Here is a 15,451-nt window from a genome sequence, read left to right on the forward strand (position 1 = left end):
ATGTTCGTCAGAATTCCGTCACTTCCGCCGGGCGGCCTCCCGCGAGGCCGGCGCGGTGTGCGGGTGCCGTGCGGGACCTCCGGAATACCCCCGTCGGGGCCTCAGGCCGTCGCCTTCGCCGCCGCCCGGCCCGCGGTGCGGCCCGAGAAGAGGCAGCCGCCGAGGAAGGTTCCCTCCAGGGAGCGGTAGCCGTGGACGCCGCCGCCGCCGAAGCCGGCGGCCTCGCCCGCCGCGTACACGCCCTCCAGGGGGTCGCCGCCCTCGGTGAGGACGCGGGACGACAGGTCCGTCTCCAGGCCGCCGAGGGTCTTGCGGGTGAGGATGTTGAGGCGGACGGCGATGAGGGGGCCCGCCTTGGGGTCGAGGATGCGGTGCGGGGTCGCGGTGCGGATCAGCTTGTCGCCCAGATAGTTGCGGGCGCCGCGGATCGCCATGACCTGGAGGTCCTTGGTGAACGGGTTGGCGATCTCGCGGTCGCGGGCCACGATCTCGCGGCGCAGCTCCGCCTCGTCGATCAGGGGGTCCTTGGTGAGTGCGTTCATGCCGCGGACCAGGGAGCCGAGGTCCTTCTCCACGACGAAGTCGACGCCGTTGTCCATGAATGCCTTGACCGGGCCGGGCACGTCCGCGCGGGCCCGGACGAAGACGTCCTTGATCGACTTGCCGGTGAGGTCGGGGTTCTGCTCGGAGCCGGAGAGCGCGAACTCCTTGCCGATGATCTTCTGGTCGAGCACGAACCAGGTGTAGTCGTACCCGGTCTTCATGATGTGCTCGAGCGTGCCGAGGGTGTCGAAGCCGGGGAACAGCGGCACCGGCAGGCGCTTGCCGCGTGCGTCCAGCCACAGTGACGAAGGGCCGGGCAGGACGCGGATGCCGTGGTTGTCCCAGATGGGGTTCCAGTTCTGGATGCCCTCGGTGTAGTGCCACATGCGGTCGCGGTTGATCAGGCGGGCGCCCGCCTCCTCGGCGATGCCCAGCATTCTGCCGTCGACGTGCGCGGGCACACCGGAGATCATCTTCTCCGGGGGGTTGCCGAGGCGCTTGGGCCAGTTGGCGCGGACGAGGTCGTGGTTGCCGCCGATGCCGCCGGAGGTGACGATCACGGCCTGGGCCCTGAACTCGAAGGCACCGGTGACGGTCCGGTTGCTGGGCTGCCCGCGCTCGATCGCGGACGGTTCGAGGATCTCGCCGCTGACGGTGTCCACGGCGCCCGCGCTGCGCGCGAGGCCGGTGACGCGGTGCCGGAACCTCAGCTGCACCAGCCCCCGCGCCACGCCCTCCCGGACCCGCCGCTCGAAGGGCGCCACGAGGCCGGGGCCGGTCCCCCAGGTGATGTGGAAGCGGGGGACGGAGTTGCCGTGTCCGTTCGCGTCGTAGCCGCCGCGCTCGGCCCAGCCGACCACGGGGAAGAAGCGGACGCCCTGCCGGTGGAGCCAGGCGCGCTTCTCGCCGGCCGCGAAGTCGACGTACGCCTCCGCCCACCTGCGTGGCCAGTGGTCCTCCTCGCGGTCGAAGCCGGCCGTGCCCATCCAGTCCTGGAGGGCCAGGGCGTGACTGTCCCTGATCCGCAGACGGCGCTGCTCGGGCGAGTCGACGAGGAAGAGACCGCCGAAGGACCAGTGGGCCTGCCCGCCGATCGACTGCTCCGGCTCCTGGTCGAGGAGGATCACCTTGCGACCCGCGTCGACGAGCTCCGCGGTCGCCGCGAGCCCGGCGAGGCCCGCCCCGATCACGATCACATCTGCGTCGTACGACATGGAGGACGTCCTCTCGGGAACGGGGCGCTCAAGCGGAGGCGGGCGTGCCGGGCCGGCCGCGGGCCGGCGCTTGTTACTGGCCGGTCAGCAGCTCTGGGGACTGATCCTTCGGCAGAAGACGTGACCTAGTCAACTGCCCGGATGTGTCTCCCCTTACGGACAGCCCACGGCGCGGAGGCTAAAGTCGTCACAATACGTATCGGGCCACCCGTAGAGGTACAAACCACCCTCCGCGGGAATCCGAGCGGCTCATCCGGTGGGACGGCCGCGGCGGCCCGTCCGACGACCCTAGGTATTCCGCGTGTCGGTTCTCGTTCTCCTCCTCTCCATCTGCGCCGCCTGCTGTCTGGGCTTCGGCTTCGTGCTCCAGCAGCAGGCCGCCGCGCACGCGCCGATCGGCGACTTCCTCTCCCCCCGACTGCTCCTCGACCTGGTCCGCGTGCCCCGCTGGCTCGGCGGGATCGGGCTGATGGTCTGCGGTATGGCGCTGGGCGCCGTCGCGCTCGGTCAGGGAGAGCTCACGCTGGTGGAACCCCTCCTCGCGACCAATCTGCTCTTCGCGCTCGCCCTCTCCCGCCGCCGGAACCGGCAGCCGCTGGGCCGCCAGGGCTGGGCGGGGCTCGCGCTGCTCGCGGGCGGGGTGACGGCGTTCATCGTGGCGGGGCAGCCGCAGGGCGGCGCGGCCCCCGGCGGGGCCCTGCGACAGTGGCTGATCATCGGCGTCATGGTGGGGACCGCGCTGCTCCTGACGGGGTACGCGAAGCGGTCCCGGCTCAGTGCCGCACCGGTCCTGCTCGGCGTGGCCGCCGGGCTCCTGTACGGCGTCCAGGACGCGCTCACCCGGGTCAGCGGCCAGGTGTTCGCCGAGCACGGCTGGAGCGGGCTGCTCACCACCTGGGAGCCGTACGGGGTGCTGCTGCTCGGGGTGACCGGGCTGCTGCTGGTGCAGAGCGCCTTCGAGGCGGCGCCGCTGCGGATGTCGCTGCCCGCGCTGACCGCCGCGCAGCCGCTCGCGGGGATCGCGTGCGGGGTGGGCTTCCTCGGGGACCGGCTGCGCGCCGACGCGGGGGCGCTCGCCTGGGAGGCGGCCGGGCTCGTCGGCATCGTCGTCGGCGTCGTGCTGCTCGGGATGCATCCGGCGATGCCGTGCAACCACTCCGGCGGCGCACGGGTGCCCGAGCTCCAGCGGAGCTGACCGCGCGGGGCCGCCCCTGCCCGGGGGCGGGGGCCCGCCTGGTTGGATGAGGGCATGAGTGCCGCCGACGAGATCCTCGACATCGTGGACGAGAACGACCAGGTCATCGGACAGGCCCCGCGCGGGGAGGTGTACGCGCGCGGGATGCGGCACCGGGCGGTGTTCGTGCGGGCCCGGGACGCCGAGGGACGGATCTTCGTCCATCGCCGGACGGCCACCAAGCTGGTCTTCCCCTCCCTGTACGACATGTTCGTGGGCGGGGTGGTCGGCGCGGGCGAGTCCTACGACGAGGCCGCCCTGCGCGAGGCGGAGGAGGAGCTGGGGGTCTCCGGGCTGCCCCGGCCGGTACCGCTGTTCAAGTTCCTGTACGACGACGGGGACGGCGGGACCTGGTGGTCGGCCGTGTACGAGGTGCGCTGCACACTGCCGGTGAACCCGCAGGCAGAGGAGGTCGACTGGTACGGCTTTCTGACGGAGGCCGAGGTCGAGCGGCGGCTGGGCGAGTGGGAGTGGGTGCCGGACGGGCTGGCCGCGTGGGAGCGGCTGCGGGCACGGGGGGCCGCAGGGGCGGGGACCGGGGGCTACGGGGGCGACGGGTAGGGTCCCTGGAGTGATCGAGTTCATGCGGAACGTCCGGCTCTGGTTCGCGCCGGAGGAGATCCGGCATGAGGGCGGGACGCCGGACTACCGGTTCTCGCTGGCGAACGAGCGGACGTTCCTGGCGTGGCTGCGCACCGCGCTGGCCCTCATCGGCGGTGGCTTCGCGGTGGACCAGTTCCTGCCGGACCTGCGGTGGGGGTGGCGCGTGGGACTCGCGCTCGCCCTGCTCGGCGCCGGGGTGCTGTGCGCGCTCCGCGCGGTGAACCACTGGGTGCGCTGCGAACGGGCGATGCGGCGCGGCGAGGATCTGCCGGTGTCGCGTTTCCCGGCCGCGCTGGGCGTCGTGGTCGCCGTCGTCGCGATCGCCATGGTGGCCGTCGTCCTGCTCGGGTGGGAGGGGTGAGCCCGCTCCGGGAGGCCGCCGAGCGGGATCCCGGGCTCCAGCCGGAGCGCACCCGGCTGGCCTGGCGGCGCACGACCCTGACCGGCGCCGTGATCGCCGTGCTCGCCGTCAAGTCCGCGCTGCACGGCGGCGCGACGGCGCCCGGTGTGGTGGCGGCCGCCCTGTGCGCGGCGCTGTGGCTGGGGCTCCTGGGGCTCGCCCACCGCCGAATCGGCGCCCTGGCGGGGCTCCGACCCGCTGCTCTCGCGCCACGCGCCGCCGTCGCGGCCGCGCTGTGCACGGTCGCCCTCGCGGTGTGCGGTGCGGCCCTGGTGTTCTGACCGGCGGACGCACCGGCAGGCGGAGCCTTTCCCGCACCCGGATCTCGGTGGATCGCCTTTCGGTGGGTCGTCGCCGGCCGGCAGGCTCTGAGCACCGGTTGGCGACGGTTCGGGCTGATGAAAGGGATCACCATGACCGCAGGAGAGCCGTACACCGTCGAGCTGGCGAGCGACGTGTACGCGTATGTGCAGCCGGACGGCGGATGGTGTCTCAACAACTCCGGGTTCGTGAGCGACGGGAAGACCACCCTGCTGGTGGACACCGCCGCGACGGAGCGCCGGACCCGCGCACTGGGCGCCGCGCTCGACGCGACCGGCGTCCCCGCTCCGCGCTTCCTGGTCAACACCCACCACCACGGCGACCACACCTACGGCAACGGCTTCTTCACACCGGCCGCCACGCTCGTCTCGCACTCGGCCTGCCGGCGGGAGGCCCTGGCCGGCGGGCGGCATCTGCATCTGCTGTGGCCGCAGACCGACTTCGGCGACATCGGCATCGAGGGCGCTGACCTGACGTACGACGACCGGATGACCGTGCATGTCGGGGACATCGAGGCCCAGGTCATCCACCCCGGCATCGCCCACACGGTCGGCGACTCGCTCGTCTGGCTGCCGCACCGGAAGATCCTGTTCGCGGGGGACCTGGTGTTCGAGGGCGGTACGCCGTTCTTCCTGATGGGGTCGCTGAGCGGCTCGCTGCGGGCCCTCGCGCTGATGCGGGAGCTGGGCGCCGAGACCGTCGTCCCGGGGCACGGGCCGGTGACGGACCCGTCGGCCCTCGACCGGGCCGAGCGGTACACGCGGTTCGTGGCGCAGGTCGCCGAGAAGTCCCGCGCGGCGGGACTCACTCCGCTGGAGGCGGCGACATCCACGGATCTCGGCGAGTACGCCGCGCTCCCCGAGAGCGAGCGGCTGGTGGCCAATCTGCACCGGGCCTACGCCGAGCTGGACGGACTGCCCGAGGGCGAGGGCGTGGACCCGTTCGCCGGGTTCATGGACATGGCGACCGTCAACGGCGGGGAGATGATGACCTGCCACGCGTGACGCCCGGACGGCCCGGTGGCCCCCTGGCGACCGGACACCCCGGTGACGGCATCGGCGACCGGACGCCCCGGTGACGGCGACGGCGACCGGACGCCCCGGTGACGGCTCGGTATCCGGCCCGCGCGGCCGGATCCCGTCGAGACTCCGATCACTTTCGGCCCGCCCACTGGACGACATACCGACCGGTCGGCATCATGAGTCTGGTTCCGTTCTCCCCGTGTGTAGGAGCAATGATGCGCCCAGACCACCCGCCAGGTCTCGACCCCGACCGGCTCCGTGCCCTGCTCGACGCCGAGCGGCCCGGACTGGTGGCCGGTCCGCTCACCGGCCGGCTGATCGAGGGCGGGCGGTCGAACCTGACGTACGAGGTCACGGACGGGGTCACCAAGTGGGTCGTCCGGCGCCCCCCGCTCGGCCACGTCCTGGCGACCGCGCACGACATGAGGCGTGAGCACCGGGTGATCAGCGCGCTGCACGCGACGGACGTCCCCGTGCCGCGTCCCGTGCTGCTGTGTGAGGACGAGGAGGTGCTCGGCGCGCCCTTCTACGTCATGGACTTCGTCGAGGGCACCCCGTACCGCACCGCCGAGCAGCTCGCGCCGCTCGGCCCCGAACGCACCCGCGCCGCCGTGCTGAGCCTGGTCGACACCCTGGTGGAGCTGCACGCGGTGGACCCCGCCGAGGTGGGCCTCGCCGACTTCGGCCGCCCGGAGGGCTTCCTGGACCGGCAGCTGCGGCGCTGGGGCAAGCAGCTGGACGCGTCCCGCAACCGCGAGCTGGCCGGCATCGACGAACTCCACGCGGCCCTCGGCCGGCAGCTCCCCGACTCCCCCGCCCCGGCGATCGTCCACGGCGACTACCGGCTGGACAACGTACTGCTGGGCGAGGACGACCGGATCAGGGCGATCCTCGACTGGGAGATGTCCACACTCGGCGATCCGCTGACCGATCTGGGTCTGCTGGTGATGTACAGCGTGCCGCTCGGGCTGCCCGACTCCCCCGTCTCGACGACCGCGACGGCCGGCGGGCACCCGGATCCGGCCGAGATCGTGGCCCGCTACGCCGAGCGCTCGGGCCGTGACGTGTCGGCCGTCGCCTGGTACACGGCCTTCGCGTGGTTCAAGCTCGCCGTGATCCTGGAGGGCATCCACTACCGGTACACCCTCGGCCAGACGGTCGGCCGCGGCTTCGACCGCATCGGCGATCTGGTCCCCGTCTTCATCGAACACGGCCTGACGACTCTTCGTACCGGCTCCGGTTCCGGCTCCCAGGAAGGCTGATCCAGCATGGACTTCGCATTCGACGCCCGTACGGAGGAGCTGCGCGCCAAGCTCCTCGCCTTCATGGACGAGTACGTGTACCCGGCGGAAGCCGTGGCCGAGGAGCAGCGGGCCGAGCTGGCCTCGCCGTGGGACACACCGGCCGTGGTGGAGGAGCTGAAGGCGGAGGCCCGCAGGCAGGGCCTGTGGAACCTCTTCCTGCCCGACGCCGAGTACGGGGCCGGGCTCACCAACCTCCAGTACGCCCCGCTCGCCGAGATCACCGGGCGTTCGCCGCAGCTGGCGCCGACCGCGCTGAACTGCGCGGCGCCGGACACGGGCAACATGGAGGTGCTGGCGCAGTTCGGCGACGACACGCAGAGGAAGCAGTGGCTGGAGCCGCTGCTCGCCGGTGAGATCCGGTCGGCCTTCGCGATGACCGAGCCCGAGGTGGCCTCCTCGGACGCCACCAACATCACCACGCTGATCGAGCGGGACGGCGACGACTACGTCATCACCGGGCGCAAGTGGTACATCTCCGGGGCGATGAACCCCGACTGCAAGATCTTCATCGTGATGGGCAAGACGGACCCGGAGGGTACCGACATCCGGCGCCAGCAGTCGATGGTGCTGGTGCCGCGTGACACCCCGGGTGTCACGGTGAAGCGGGCCATGCAGGTCTTCGGGTACGAGGACCACTACCACGGCGGCCACGCCGAGGTGATCTTCGAGGGTGCGCGGGTGCCCGCGTCGAACCTGATCGGCGAGGAGGGCGGCGGCTTCGCCATCGCGCAGGCCCGGCTCGGCCCCGGCCGCATCCACCACTGCATGCGGCTCATCGGGATGGCCGAGCGGGCGATCGAGCTGATGTGCCGGCGGGCGGTGGCCCGCGAGGCGTTCGGCAAGGCGCTGGCCCAGCAGGGCGTGGTGCACAACTGGATCGCGGACGCGCGGGTGGCGGTCGAGCAGCTGCGGCTGCTCGTGCTGAAGACCGCGTGGATGATGGACACGGCCGGGAACCGGGGGGCCCACACCGAGATCCAGGCGATCAAGATCGCGACCCCGCGGACCGTCGTCGACATCATCGACCGGGCGATCCAGCTGCACGGGGCGGGCGGTGTCAGCCAGGACTTCCCGCTGGCCGAGCTGTACGCGGGGGCGCGGACGCTGATGATCGCGGACGGGCCGGACGAGGTGCACCAGCGGTCGCTGGCGCGGCGGGAGCTGAAGCGCTACGTGTGATCTCTGGGGCGCCGCATGACCCGGGGGTGCGGGGTTCGCCGACGAACCGCGCGCCCCCGAGCCCCAAGGCGCCCGGTACTACGGACGCAGCGCGCGCAGCAGGAGGTCGGCCAGGTGGTCGGCCACCTCCTGCGGGCCCATCGGGCCGTCGGGCCGGTACCACGTGGACAGGTGGTGCACGGAACCGAAGTGGTAGTCGACGACCAGGTCCGCGGGGGTGGCCTTGGAGAAGACGCCCGACTCCTGGCCCTCCTCGACGAGCGCGCGGAAGCGCTCGTGGTAGCGGCGGCGCTCGGCACGGACCTGCTTGTTCTTCTCGGGGCTCAGGTGGTGCATCGAGCGGAAGAAGATCATCGCGTCGTCGAGGTTGTCGATGGTGGTGACGACGACGTCGGCGGCGGCGCCCCGCAGCCGCTCCTCCACCGGCGCGTCGGCCCCCGCGAACGCGTCGAGCCGCTCCTGCTGGATCCGCAGGACGCGCGCGTACACCTCGTGCAGCAGGTCGTCCTTGGAACCGAAGTAGTGGTACAGCGCGCCCTTGGTGACGCCCGCCGCCTCGACGATCTCCTGTACGGACGTGCGGTCGTAGCCCTGCTCGGCGAAGAGCCGGGTGGCGGCGGCCAGCAGCCGCTGCGGGACGGGGGTACCGTCTCCGTCCGTCGTCCTGGGCACTTCCGCCACCTGCCTTTCGGAGTTCTGTCGTCGCCTACTGGTCGCCCCACGGCCGTCGAACGGTTCCCGGCCGGGCCGTCGACCGGTTCCCGACCGGCCGGAACGGGCGATCCCGTCGCAGGATCATCCCACTCCCGGCCGCCGGCCCGCCGGGCAGGTGGGTCAGCCCGTGGTCTCCCACTTCTGCTGGATGTGGTTCATGTTCGTCAGCCAGCGCTCCGGGTCGGTCGCCCGCGCCTGGTAGAAGTCCGCCACCTCGGGATGCGGCAGGATCAGGAAGCGGTCCTTCTCGATGCCCTCGAACAGCGCGTCGGCGACGTCCCCCGGCTCGATCGCGGTCGGCGCGAGGACGAGGTCGCCCGCACTGCCGGACGCCGTCAGCATGTCGGTGCGCACCCCCTGGGGGCAGATCGCGTGCACCTTGAGCCCCCGGTGCCGGTAGGTGAGGGACAGCCACTCGGCGAAGGCGTACGCCCCGTGCTTGGTGACGCTGTAGGGCGCCGCCCCGATCATCGTGAGCAGCCCGGCCGCCGAGACGGTCGAGACGAAGCGGCCGCTGCCGCGCTCCAGCCACTCCGGGAGCAGTTCGTGGGCCGCCCGGACGTGCGCCATCACGTTCACGTCCCAGGCGAGCGCCCAGACCTTCTCGTCGGCCGCTTCCGTCCCGCCGGAGGCGAGTCCCGCGTTGGCGCAGTACACGTCGACCGTGCCGCCGAGCGCCTCCCGCGCCGGGCCGACGATCGCCGACGCGTCGCCGGGCACGGCGATCCCCCCGATCTCGTCGGCCACGGCCTTCGCCCGGTCCCCGTCGAGATCGTTCACGACGACCCGGGCGCCTTCCGTCGCGAACCGCCGGGCCAGCGCGGCCCCGATCCCGCCCCCGGCCCCCGTGACCACCACTCCCGCACCCTGCATGACACCCACACCGGACTCCTTACCCGAGGCCCACTACCCACCACGAACGGCTCATCTTCAGCCGCCAGACTAACCGGTCGGTATGTGACAGAGAAGGGGCATCGGCAGCGACGTCCCGTCGAATCCGCCGCCCGAGGGGCTGGGGACACCGCTACCGGCCACCACGGTCCCGCGGCCTGACAAACCCTCCGCGGAAGCGCTTAGCTTGCAGGGACGCCGCTTCCCGCGACCGCGACCCCGGAGGTCACCCCATGCGCCTCTCCCGCCGCACCTTCCTCGCAGCCTCGACGGCGGCCACCGCCTCCTCGGCCGCCACCGCGGGCCGTCTGGCCACCGCCCCGCCGGCCGGCACCGACCGGCGGGGACGGCAGCTGCGCACCGGGTTCGAGCGCCTGGCGGCCGGGGGCTACCAGACGCTGGGCGGCCAGAAGGTCGGCATCGTCACCAACCCCACCGGCGTCACCAGGGACGCCCGCCACATCGTCGACGTCATGCACGCCGACGAGCGCGTGGACCTGAGAGCCGTCTTCGGCCCGGAGCACGGATTTCGCGGCACGGCCCAGGCCGGCGGTTCCGAGGGCCGCCACGACGACCCGGCCACCGGGCTGCCGGTGTACGACACGTATCAGAAGAGCGGCCGCCCGCTCGCGGACATCTTCACCGCCTCCGGTGTGGACACCGTCGTCTTCGACATCCAGGACGTGGGCGCCCGCTTCTACACGTACATCTGGACGCTGTACGACTGCATGGAGGCGGCCCGGCTCGCGGGGAGGCGTTTCGTCGTGCTCGACCGGCCGAATCCCGTGACGGGGCGGTCGGCGCAGGGGCCCGTCCTGCACAGGGAGTTCGCGACGTTCGTCGGGCGGCAGCCGGTCTCGCAGGCGCACGGGATGACCGTGGCGGAACTGGCGCGGCTGTTCAACGGGGAGTTCCTGGAGGAGCCCGTACCGCTGGAGACGGTGCTGATGGCCGGGTGGAGGCGATCGCGGTTCTACGACTCCACGGGGCTGCCCTGGGTGCCGCCGAGCCCGAACATGCCGACACCGGACACGGCGCTCGTGTACGCGGGGACGGGCCTCTTCGAGGGGACGAACCTGTCGGAGGGGCGGGGCACCACCCGGCCGTTCGAGCTGCTGGGCGCGGAGGGCATCGACCGGCGGTGGGCCGCCGCCGCGAACGAACTGGGCCTGCCGGGCGCCCACTTCAGGGAGGCGTACTTCACGCCCACGTTCTCCAAGTTCCAGGGGAGGACCGTCGGCGGCGTACAGATCCATGTCCACGACCGGACGGCGTACGACCCCGTGCGCACCGGGATCGGTCTGCTCGTGACCGCGAAGAAGGTGTGGAGCGGCTTCGCCTGGCGTCCGGACAACTGGATCGACAAGCTGACCGGGTCGACGCGGGTGCGCACGATGATCGACGCCGGGGCGGACACCGACGAGGTCGTGGCGGGCTGGCGGGAGGAGCTCGCGGCGTTCCGGAAGGTGCGCGAGGAGTATCTGCTCTACCGGTGACCGGGCCCCGCGTGCCGGGCGGCACCCGGTCCGCCGGCAACCGCAATCGGACCGTACGTGACGTATGGCCATCCTTCGCCGTTGGCAGGACCATGCGCCTGAGCGCACCAACGGGGCCGAAGGGGGCTCGTCATGGCGGTTGCGGACATGAGCGTGACGCCTTACTGGGAAGTGACCTTCGACGCGGACGGTGACGTGGACACCGGCCAACGGGACCGGCTGCTCGGCGGGGTGCTGCGGCGCGGGGTGACGGACCTGGTCGTCTTCGCCCACGGCTGGAACAGCGACCGGTCCGGGGCCACCGGTATGTACAGCAGGTTCTTCGCCCCGTTCCCGGCGCTCGCCCCGCGGGCGCGGCTCGGGTACGTCGGGGTGCTGTGGCCCTCGATGCGGTTCTCCGACGAGCCGATCCCGGACTTCAGGCCGGCGGTGGCCCTGGCGCCCACCCGTCCCGCGCTCGACAAGCCCACCCGGCACGCACTGCTGGAGGTGTTCCCGGGGCGGGCCGTGCTCGTGGAGCGGCTCGCGCGGCTGCTGGAGCGACGTCCGGACGAGGGAGACTCGCTGGAGGAGTTCGGCAGGCTGGTGCGGCTGCTGGTGGAGGTGCCGCCGCAGGGGCCGCAGGGCGCGTTCACCGCGGACACGCTGGCCGAGGGGATGCCGGAGGGCACGCCCGGGATGCTGTGCGGGGACACGGCGCGGGTGTGCGCGGAGTTCGCGGCGGCGCTGGCGGAGGTCGAGGGAGCAGGAGCGTCCGCCAACGACCCCTCGGCCGTGCCGACCGATGTCGCCGTACGGGCACCTCAGGCCTGGGACGGAGCCCATGAACTGCTGCGTCAGGCGACGTACTACGCGATGAAGCGGCGGGCCGGGACGGTCGGGGAGCGTGGGCTCGGGCGGCTGCTCGGGCAGATGGCGGTCGGGGCACCGGACGTACGGGTCCATCTCGTGGGGCACAGCTTCGGGGCGCGTCTGGTGTCGTTCGCGCTGCGGGGGCTGCCGCGCGGTGTGCGCGCGGTGAAGTCGGTGACGCTTCTCCAGGCGGCGTTCTCCCACTACGCGTTCGCGGCGCGGCTGCCCCACGACCCGCGGGCGAGCGGGGTGCTGAACGGCCTGCACAAGCGGATCGACGGCCCGTTGGTGTGCTGCCACTCCCGGCACGACTCGGCGCTCGGCACGATCTATCCGCTGGCCTCACGGATGGCGGGCGACGCGCGGGCGGTGCGGGGCCTGAGCGTGAACAGCCTGCTGGGCGCCAAGTGGGGCGCGCTCGGTTACGGCGGGATCCGGGCGGTGAAGGGCACCCGCTCGTTCCAGCTCTCCGACGCCCTCGAGGGACGGCTCCCCGCGTCCGGTTGCGTGAACGTCGACGCGTCGGCGGTCGTCCGGCGCGGCGGCGCGCCGTCCGGCGCGCACAGCGACATCTGTCACCGGGAGCTGGCACGGATCGTGCTGGCGGCGGGCCGTGTCGTCTGAACGGCCCGCCGCCGCACGGGAGTCACCCTGCGCGGCCGGTCGTCACCGGTGCGAGGTGAACTCCACGACCTGCTGGTAGGTCGGCCGGTTCTGCCAGCTGATCCTGCCGTGCTTGATGCCTCCCAGGGTCCGGTGGATGATCGCGTCGGCGCACCACTGGTCGCCCGCCGAGCAGGACTCGTCGCCGGGGTAGACCTGGGCGGCGGTCTTGCCGGCGGCCTCCTTCAGGGTGTTGATCAGGAGGGTGCGGCAGGCGCCGAGGGTGCCGTCGCCGCAGTACTTCCGGGCGAGCGGGCCCTGCACGGACTCACCGAGGACCGCGCGGATGTCCTTGTCGACGTAGCTCCACCAGCCGTACTGGAAGGAACTGCCGGCGTGCGAGCCGGTCGGGCCGTGCGCGGCCGACGGGGACTCGTCGATCGGGAGGTTGGCGGTCATGGCGGTGTACAGCTCCGTGCCGAGGCCGGGTTCGAACTCGGCCTTCACCAGCAGCGGCCACCAGGCGTCCAGGATGCGGATCGCCTCGGCGTCGGCGTATGTCTTCGAACCGGCCGAGGTCTCCGTGCGTTTCGAGCCCGAGGTGACCCACGTCTGAAGCTTGCTGACGGCGGCCGCGGCGGCGGAGTCGGTGACGGGGCTGCTGTTGACGACCTTCAGCAGGTCGGGGACGACGTCCTCGGCGCGCAGGTCGACGAGGGCCGCCTCGGCCATGGCCTTGGTCAGGGATGCCCGGGTGACCCCGCCGGCCGCGACGAGCCGCTTCACCCGGTCGTCGAGCAGATTGCCGCGGTGGACCGAGCCGTTGCCCCAGGGGGCGGAGGGGTAGTCCTTGGCCTGCTTGTTGTTCCAGGAGATGTAGTAGTCCTGGTCGACGGAGTTGGGGTGCTCGGAGGGCGGGGTGTAGTCGGCGACGTTCGTGGCCGGGTTCCAGTCGCGCCACTCGTACGGAGCCCGCGCCCACGCGGGGAACTCGGCGTCGACGCCCGTGGCGCGCACCGGGTTGTCGCCGCTGTTGTAGTACGCGGTGTGCTGGGAGTCGGCGTAGAACCAGTTGAAGGTGTAGTTGATGTTCTGGACGGCCTTCTGGAAGGTCTCGGGGCCCTTCACGTAGTCCGGGTCGTTCAGCATCTGGAAGCCGATGATCGACTCGGCCTCGTTCATGTACGAGGAGCGCAGGGTGGTGTAGGCGACCTTCTTGCCGCCGACCGTGGCGCGGTGGGTGACGGGGCCGTACTTGGTGCGCCAGACCTGCATGCGGTACGAGCCGGCCGGGGTGGAGTCGGCGGTGGTGGGCTTCCAGGCGTTGGTCTGCTCGACCTTCTCCATCGGGGTGCAGGTGCCGTGGTACAGGTAGTGGACGTCGTCCTGGCACAGCTCGACGGCGTACGCGTCGATGATGTCCTGGCCGGAGGTGGTGGCGCTCCAGGCGTAGTCCTGGCCGCGGCCGAGTTCGACGTACATGCTCAGTCCGGCGAAGGAGGCGCCGCGGGCGCTGAGGCCGGGGCCCTGGATCTCCTGGAGCATCAGCAGCTGCGGGGCGAAGTAGCCGGTCTGGGGGCCGAAGACGGCGATGGGGTGGCCGCTCGCGGTGTGCTTGCCGCCGACGACGAGCGCGTTGGACATCCCGCGCCGGGCGGAGCTGAGGGCGCTGTCGGTGGCCTTGGACGAGACGCCCTTGGAGGCGGTGCCGGCCGCGCTGCCGGTGCGGTCGTACACCAGGGGTTCCTCGGTGACGGCGCCGTCGTCGGGCAGGGCCATGCCCTGCGGGTCGGCGGGCCTGGTGGCGTAGGGGAAGCTGCCGTCGTGGACGGTCAGGGCCGCCTCGGGGTCGTTGCGCTCGCGGAAGGACTCCCAGACCTTGGTGCCCTCGGTGACGCCGTACTTCTCCTGGGCGGCGAGCAGGGACAGGGCGTTGTTGACCTCGCCGCCGCCGCCCGAGCCGAAGAGGGCGCCGATGACGGAGGCCAGGGCGACCAGGTCGGTGGGCTTGAACTTCTCGATGGTGCCGGCGTTGGTGATGGAGTCCTTGTGGCCGGTCAGGACGTACTCGCCGGGGAAGTAGCGGCCGCTGTCGGAGGCGTCGATGTAGGCGTTGATGCCGTCGAGGTAGGCGTTGACGTCGGCGAGGGCCTGGCGGCCGCGGTCGCCGTTGGCGGCGACGGCCTTGTCTATCTGGGCCTGCAGATCGGCCTCTGTGTAGGGAGCGTGCCGCCAGAACTCCTGTTCAAGGCCCTGGTTGGAGGGGGCGCCGCCGGCGAACGGGGTGAGCTTGCCACGGCCTACGTGCCGGAAGACGTCCATCAGCCACAGCCGGTCCTGGGCGGCGGCGTAACCGGCGCCGAACTCGGTGCCGTAGCGGGTGGTGCCCGTGATGTGCGGCACACCGGTCTTCTTGTCGCGGACGATCGTGACGTCGGTGCGTCCGGCGGGCTTCACGGTGGAGGCGACCTGGTCGGCGGCGACGCCGAAGGAGGCGTCGTTGAAGAAGGTGTTGATCGTGGCGTTGGTGAGCCCGGTGTACCCCTTGGCGAGGTTGTTGTAGGGCCCGAGCTGGTTGCTCGCGTTCTCCGGCATGCTGCCGAAGGCCTGGTTGAGCAGGATCTGGGCGAGGGTGGCGTTGCCGTTCTGGCCCGGCGGCAGGATGTCCGAGCACTGGCCGCCGCAGTGGTCGTTCGCGGCGGCCGCCGCGGCCGCCGCGGCCTTGGTGTCGTCGGCCGCCGCCTGGGCAGCCGGGGAAAGAGGGGACAGAAGACCGGCGACGAGTGCGCATACGGAGGCGGCCTTGAGGAACTCCGGGAATCCACGGGGAGTTCTCACTCCGTCCGCGATGCGTGAGGTGCGTGGGGTACGCCAGGGCATGGCAGCTCCTCCCGAGGGGGGGTGGGGCCGGATGTTACCGCCGGTATCCCCAGCTTCGAAAGTGAACATGCGTCACGTTTTTGGGATCCCCGCGACCCGGTACAGGTGACTGACAACGTGAACAGGTCCTCGGAAGGAGTCGTAAGCAGGAAGAAGAAGTCAACAACAGTCGGATGTAGGCAGGAACGGTCCATG

13 protein-coding genes are annotated in these 15,451 nt (G+C 71.8%); 9 read left to right on the top strand and 4 right to left on the bottom strand.

Annotation, left to right across the window (positions count from 1 at the left end):
* Window positions 1–101: 101 nt before the first annotated feature.
* Window positions 102–1,757 carry an FAD-binding dehydrogenase gene (locus AC067N_RS23015; protein WP_478680743.1) on the bottom strand — a complete coding sequence of 552 codons (1,656 nt, stop codon included), beginning with the start codon at window positions 1,755–1,757 and terminating at the stop codon, window positions 102–104.
* A gap of 301 nt (window positions 1,758–2,058) precedes the next feature.
* Between AC067N_RS23015 and AC067N_RS23020 the strand changes: the two genes are divergently transcribed.
* The 7 genes from AC067N_RS23020 (at window position 2,059) to AC067N_RS23050 (ending at window position 7,820) form a co-directional block, all read left to right on the top strand.
* Window positions 2,059–2,952 (top strand): DMT family transporter, encoded by an 894-nt coding sequence (locus tag AC067N_RS23020; RefSeq protein WP_478680744.1) that lies wholly within the window; start codon window positions 2,059–2,061, stop codon window positions 2,950–2,952.
* Between the two features lie 54 nt (window positions 2,953–3,006).
* Window positions 3,007–3,552, top strand: a complete 546-nt coding sequence (locus AC067N_RS23025) for an NUDIX domain-containing protein (protein WP_478680745.1) — start codon at window positions 3,007–3,009, stop codon at window positions 3,550–3,552.
* A gap of 10 nt (window positions 3,553–3,562) precedes the next feature.
* Window positions 3,563–3,955 carry a YidH family protein gene (locus AC067N_RS23030; protein ID WP_478680746.1) on the top strand — a complete coding sequence of 131 codons (393 nt, stop codon included), beginning with the start codon at window positions 3,563–3,565 and terminating at the stop codon, window positions 3,953–3,955.
* The gene (locus AC067N_RS23035; protein ID WP_478680747.1) at window positions 3,952–4,275 is read left to right on the top strand and encodes a DUF202 domain-containing protein; all 324 of its coding nucleotides are present in this window, start codon (window positions 3,952–3,954) and stop codon (window positions 4,273–4,275) included. The genes AC067N_RS23030 and AC067N_RS23035 overlap by 4 nt, the downstream gene beginning before the upstream one ends.
* A gap of 132 nt (window positions 4,276–4,407) precedes the next feature.
* On the top strand, window positions 4,408–5,319 hold the full coding sequence (locus AC067N_RS23040) for an MBL fold metallo-hydrolase (RefSeq protein ID WP_478680748.1): 912 nt from the start codon (window positions 4,408–4,410) through the stop codon (window positions 5,317–5,319).
* Window positions 5,320–5,552: 233 nt separating this feature from the next.
* Window positions 5,553–6,599, top strand: coding sequence for a phosphotransferase family protein (locus AC067N_RS23045; RefSeq protein ID WP_478680866.1), 1,047 nt, complete (start codon window positions 5,553–5,555; stop codon window positions 6,597–6,599).
* A gap of 6 nt (window positions 6,600–6,605) precedes the next feature.
* The gene (locus AC067N_RS23050) at window positions 6,606–7,820 is read left to right on the top strand and encodes an acyl-CoA dehydrogenase family protein (RefSeq protein WP_478680749.1); all 1,215 of its coding nucleotides are present in this window, start codon (window positions 6,606–6,608) and stop codon (window positions 7,818–7,820) included.
* A 78-nt stretch (window positions 7,821–7,898) separates the two neighbouring features.
* Here the strand turns inward: AC067N_RS23050 and AC067N_RS23055 are convergent, their stop codons facing one another.
* The gene (locus AC067N_RS23055) at window positions 7,899–8,492 is read right to left on the bottom strand and encodes a TetR/AcrR family transcriptional regulator (protein ID WP_478680750.1); all 594 of its coding nucleotides are present in this window, start codon (window positions 8,490–8,492) and stop codon (window positions 7,899–7,901) included.
* A 162-nt stretch (window positions 8,493–8,654) separates the two neighbouring features.
* A complete protein-coding gene (locus tag AC067N_RS23060) occupies window positions 8,655–9,407 on the bottom strand; it encodes an SDR family oxidoreductase (protein ID WP_478680867.1) in 753 nt (250 codons plus the stop codon).
* Between the two features lie 251 nt (window positions 9,408–9,658).
* On the opposite strand from AC067N_RS23060, the gene AC067N_RS23065 reads away from it, so the two are divergent.
* Window positions 9,659–10,921, top strand: a complete 1,263-nt coding sequence (locus AC067N_RS23065) for an exo-beta-N-acetylmuramidase NamZ family protein (protein WP_478680751.1) — start codon at window positions 9,659–9,661, stop codon at window positions 10,919–10,921.
* Between the two features lie 132 nt (window positions 10,922–11,053).
* Window positions 11,054–12,397: a serine-threonine protein kinase gene (locus tag AC067N_RS23070; RefSeq protein ID WP_478680752.1), complete on the top strand. Its 1,344-nt coding sequence runs from the start codon at window positions 11,054–11,056 to the stop codon at window positions 12,395–12,397.
* A gap of 42 nt (window positions 12,398–12,439) precedes the next feature.
* Here AC067N_RS23070 and AC067N_RS23075 read toward each other — a convergent pair whose 3' ends face one another.
* The gene (locus tag AC067N_RS23075) at window positions 12,440–15,256 is read right to left on the bottom strand and encodes a penicillin acylase family protein (RefSeq protein WP_478680753.1); all 2,817 of its coding nucleotides are present in this window, start codon (window positions 15,254–15,256) and stop codon (window positions 12,440–12,442) included.
* Window positions 15,257–15,451 lie beyond the last annotated feature (195 nt).

The sequence above is a fragment of the Streptomyces sp. NPDC042364 genome, from assembly GCF_056437585.1.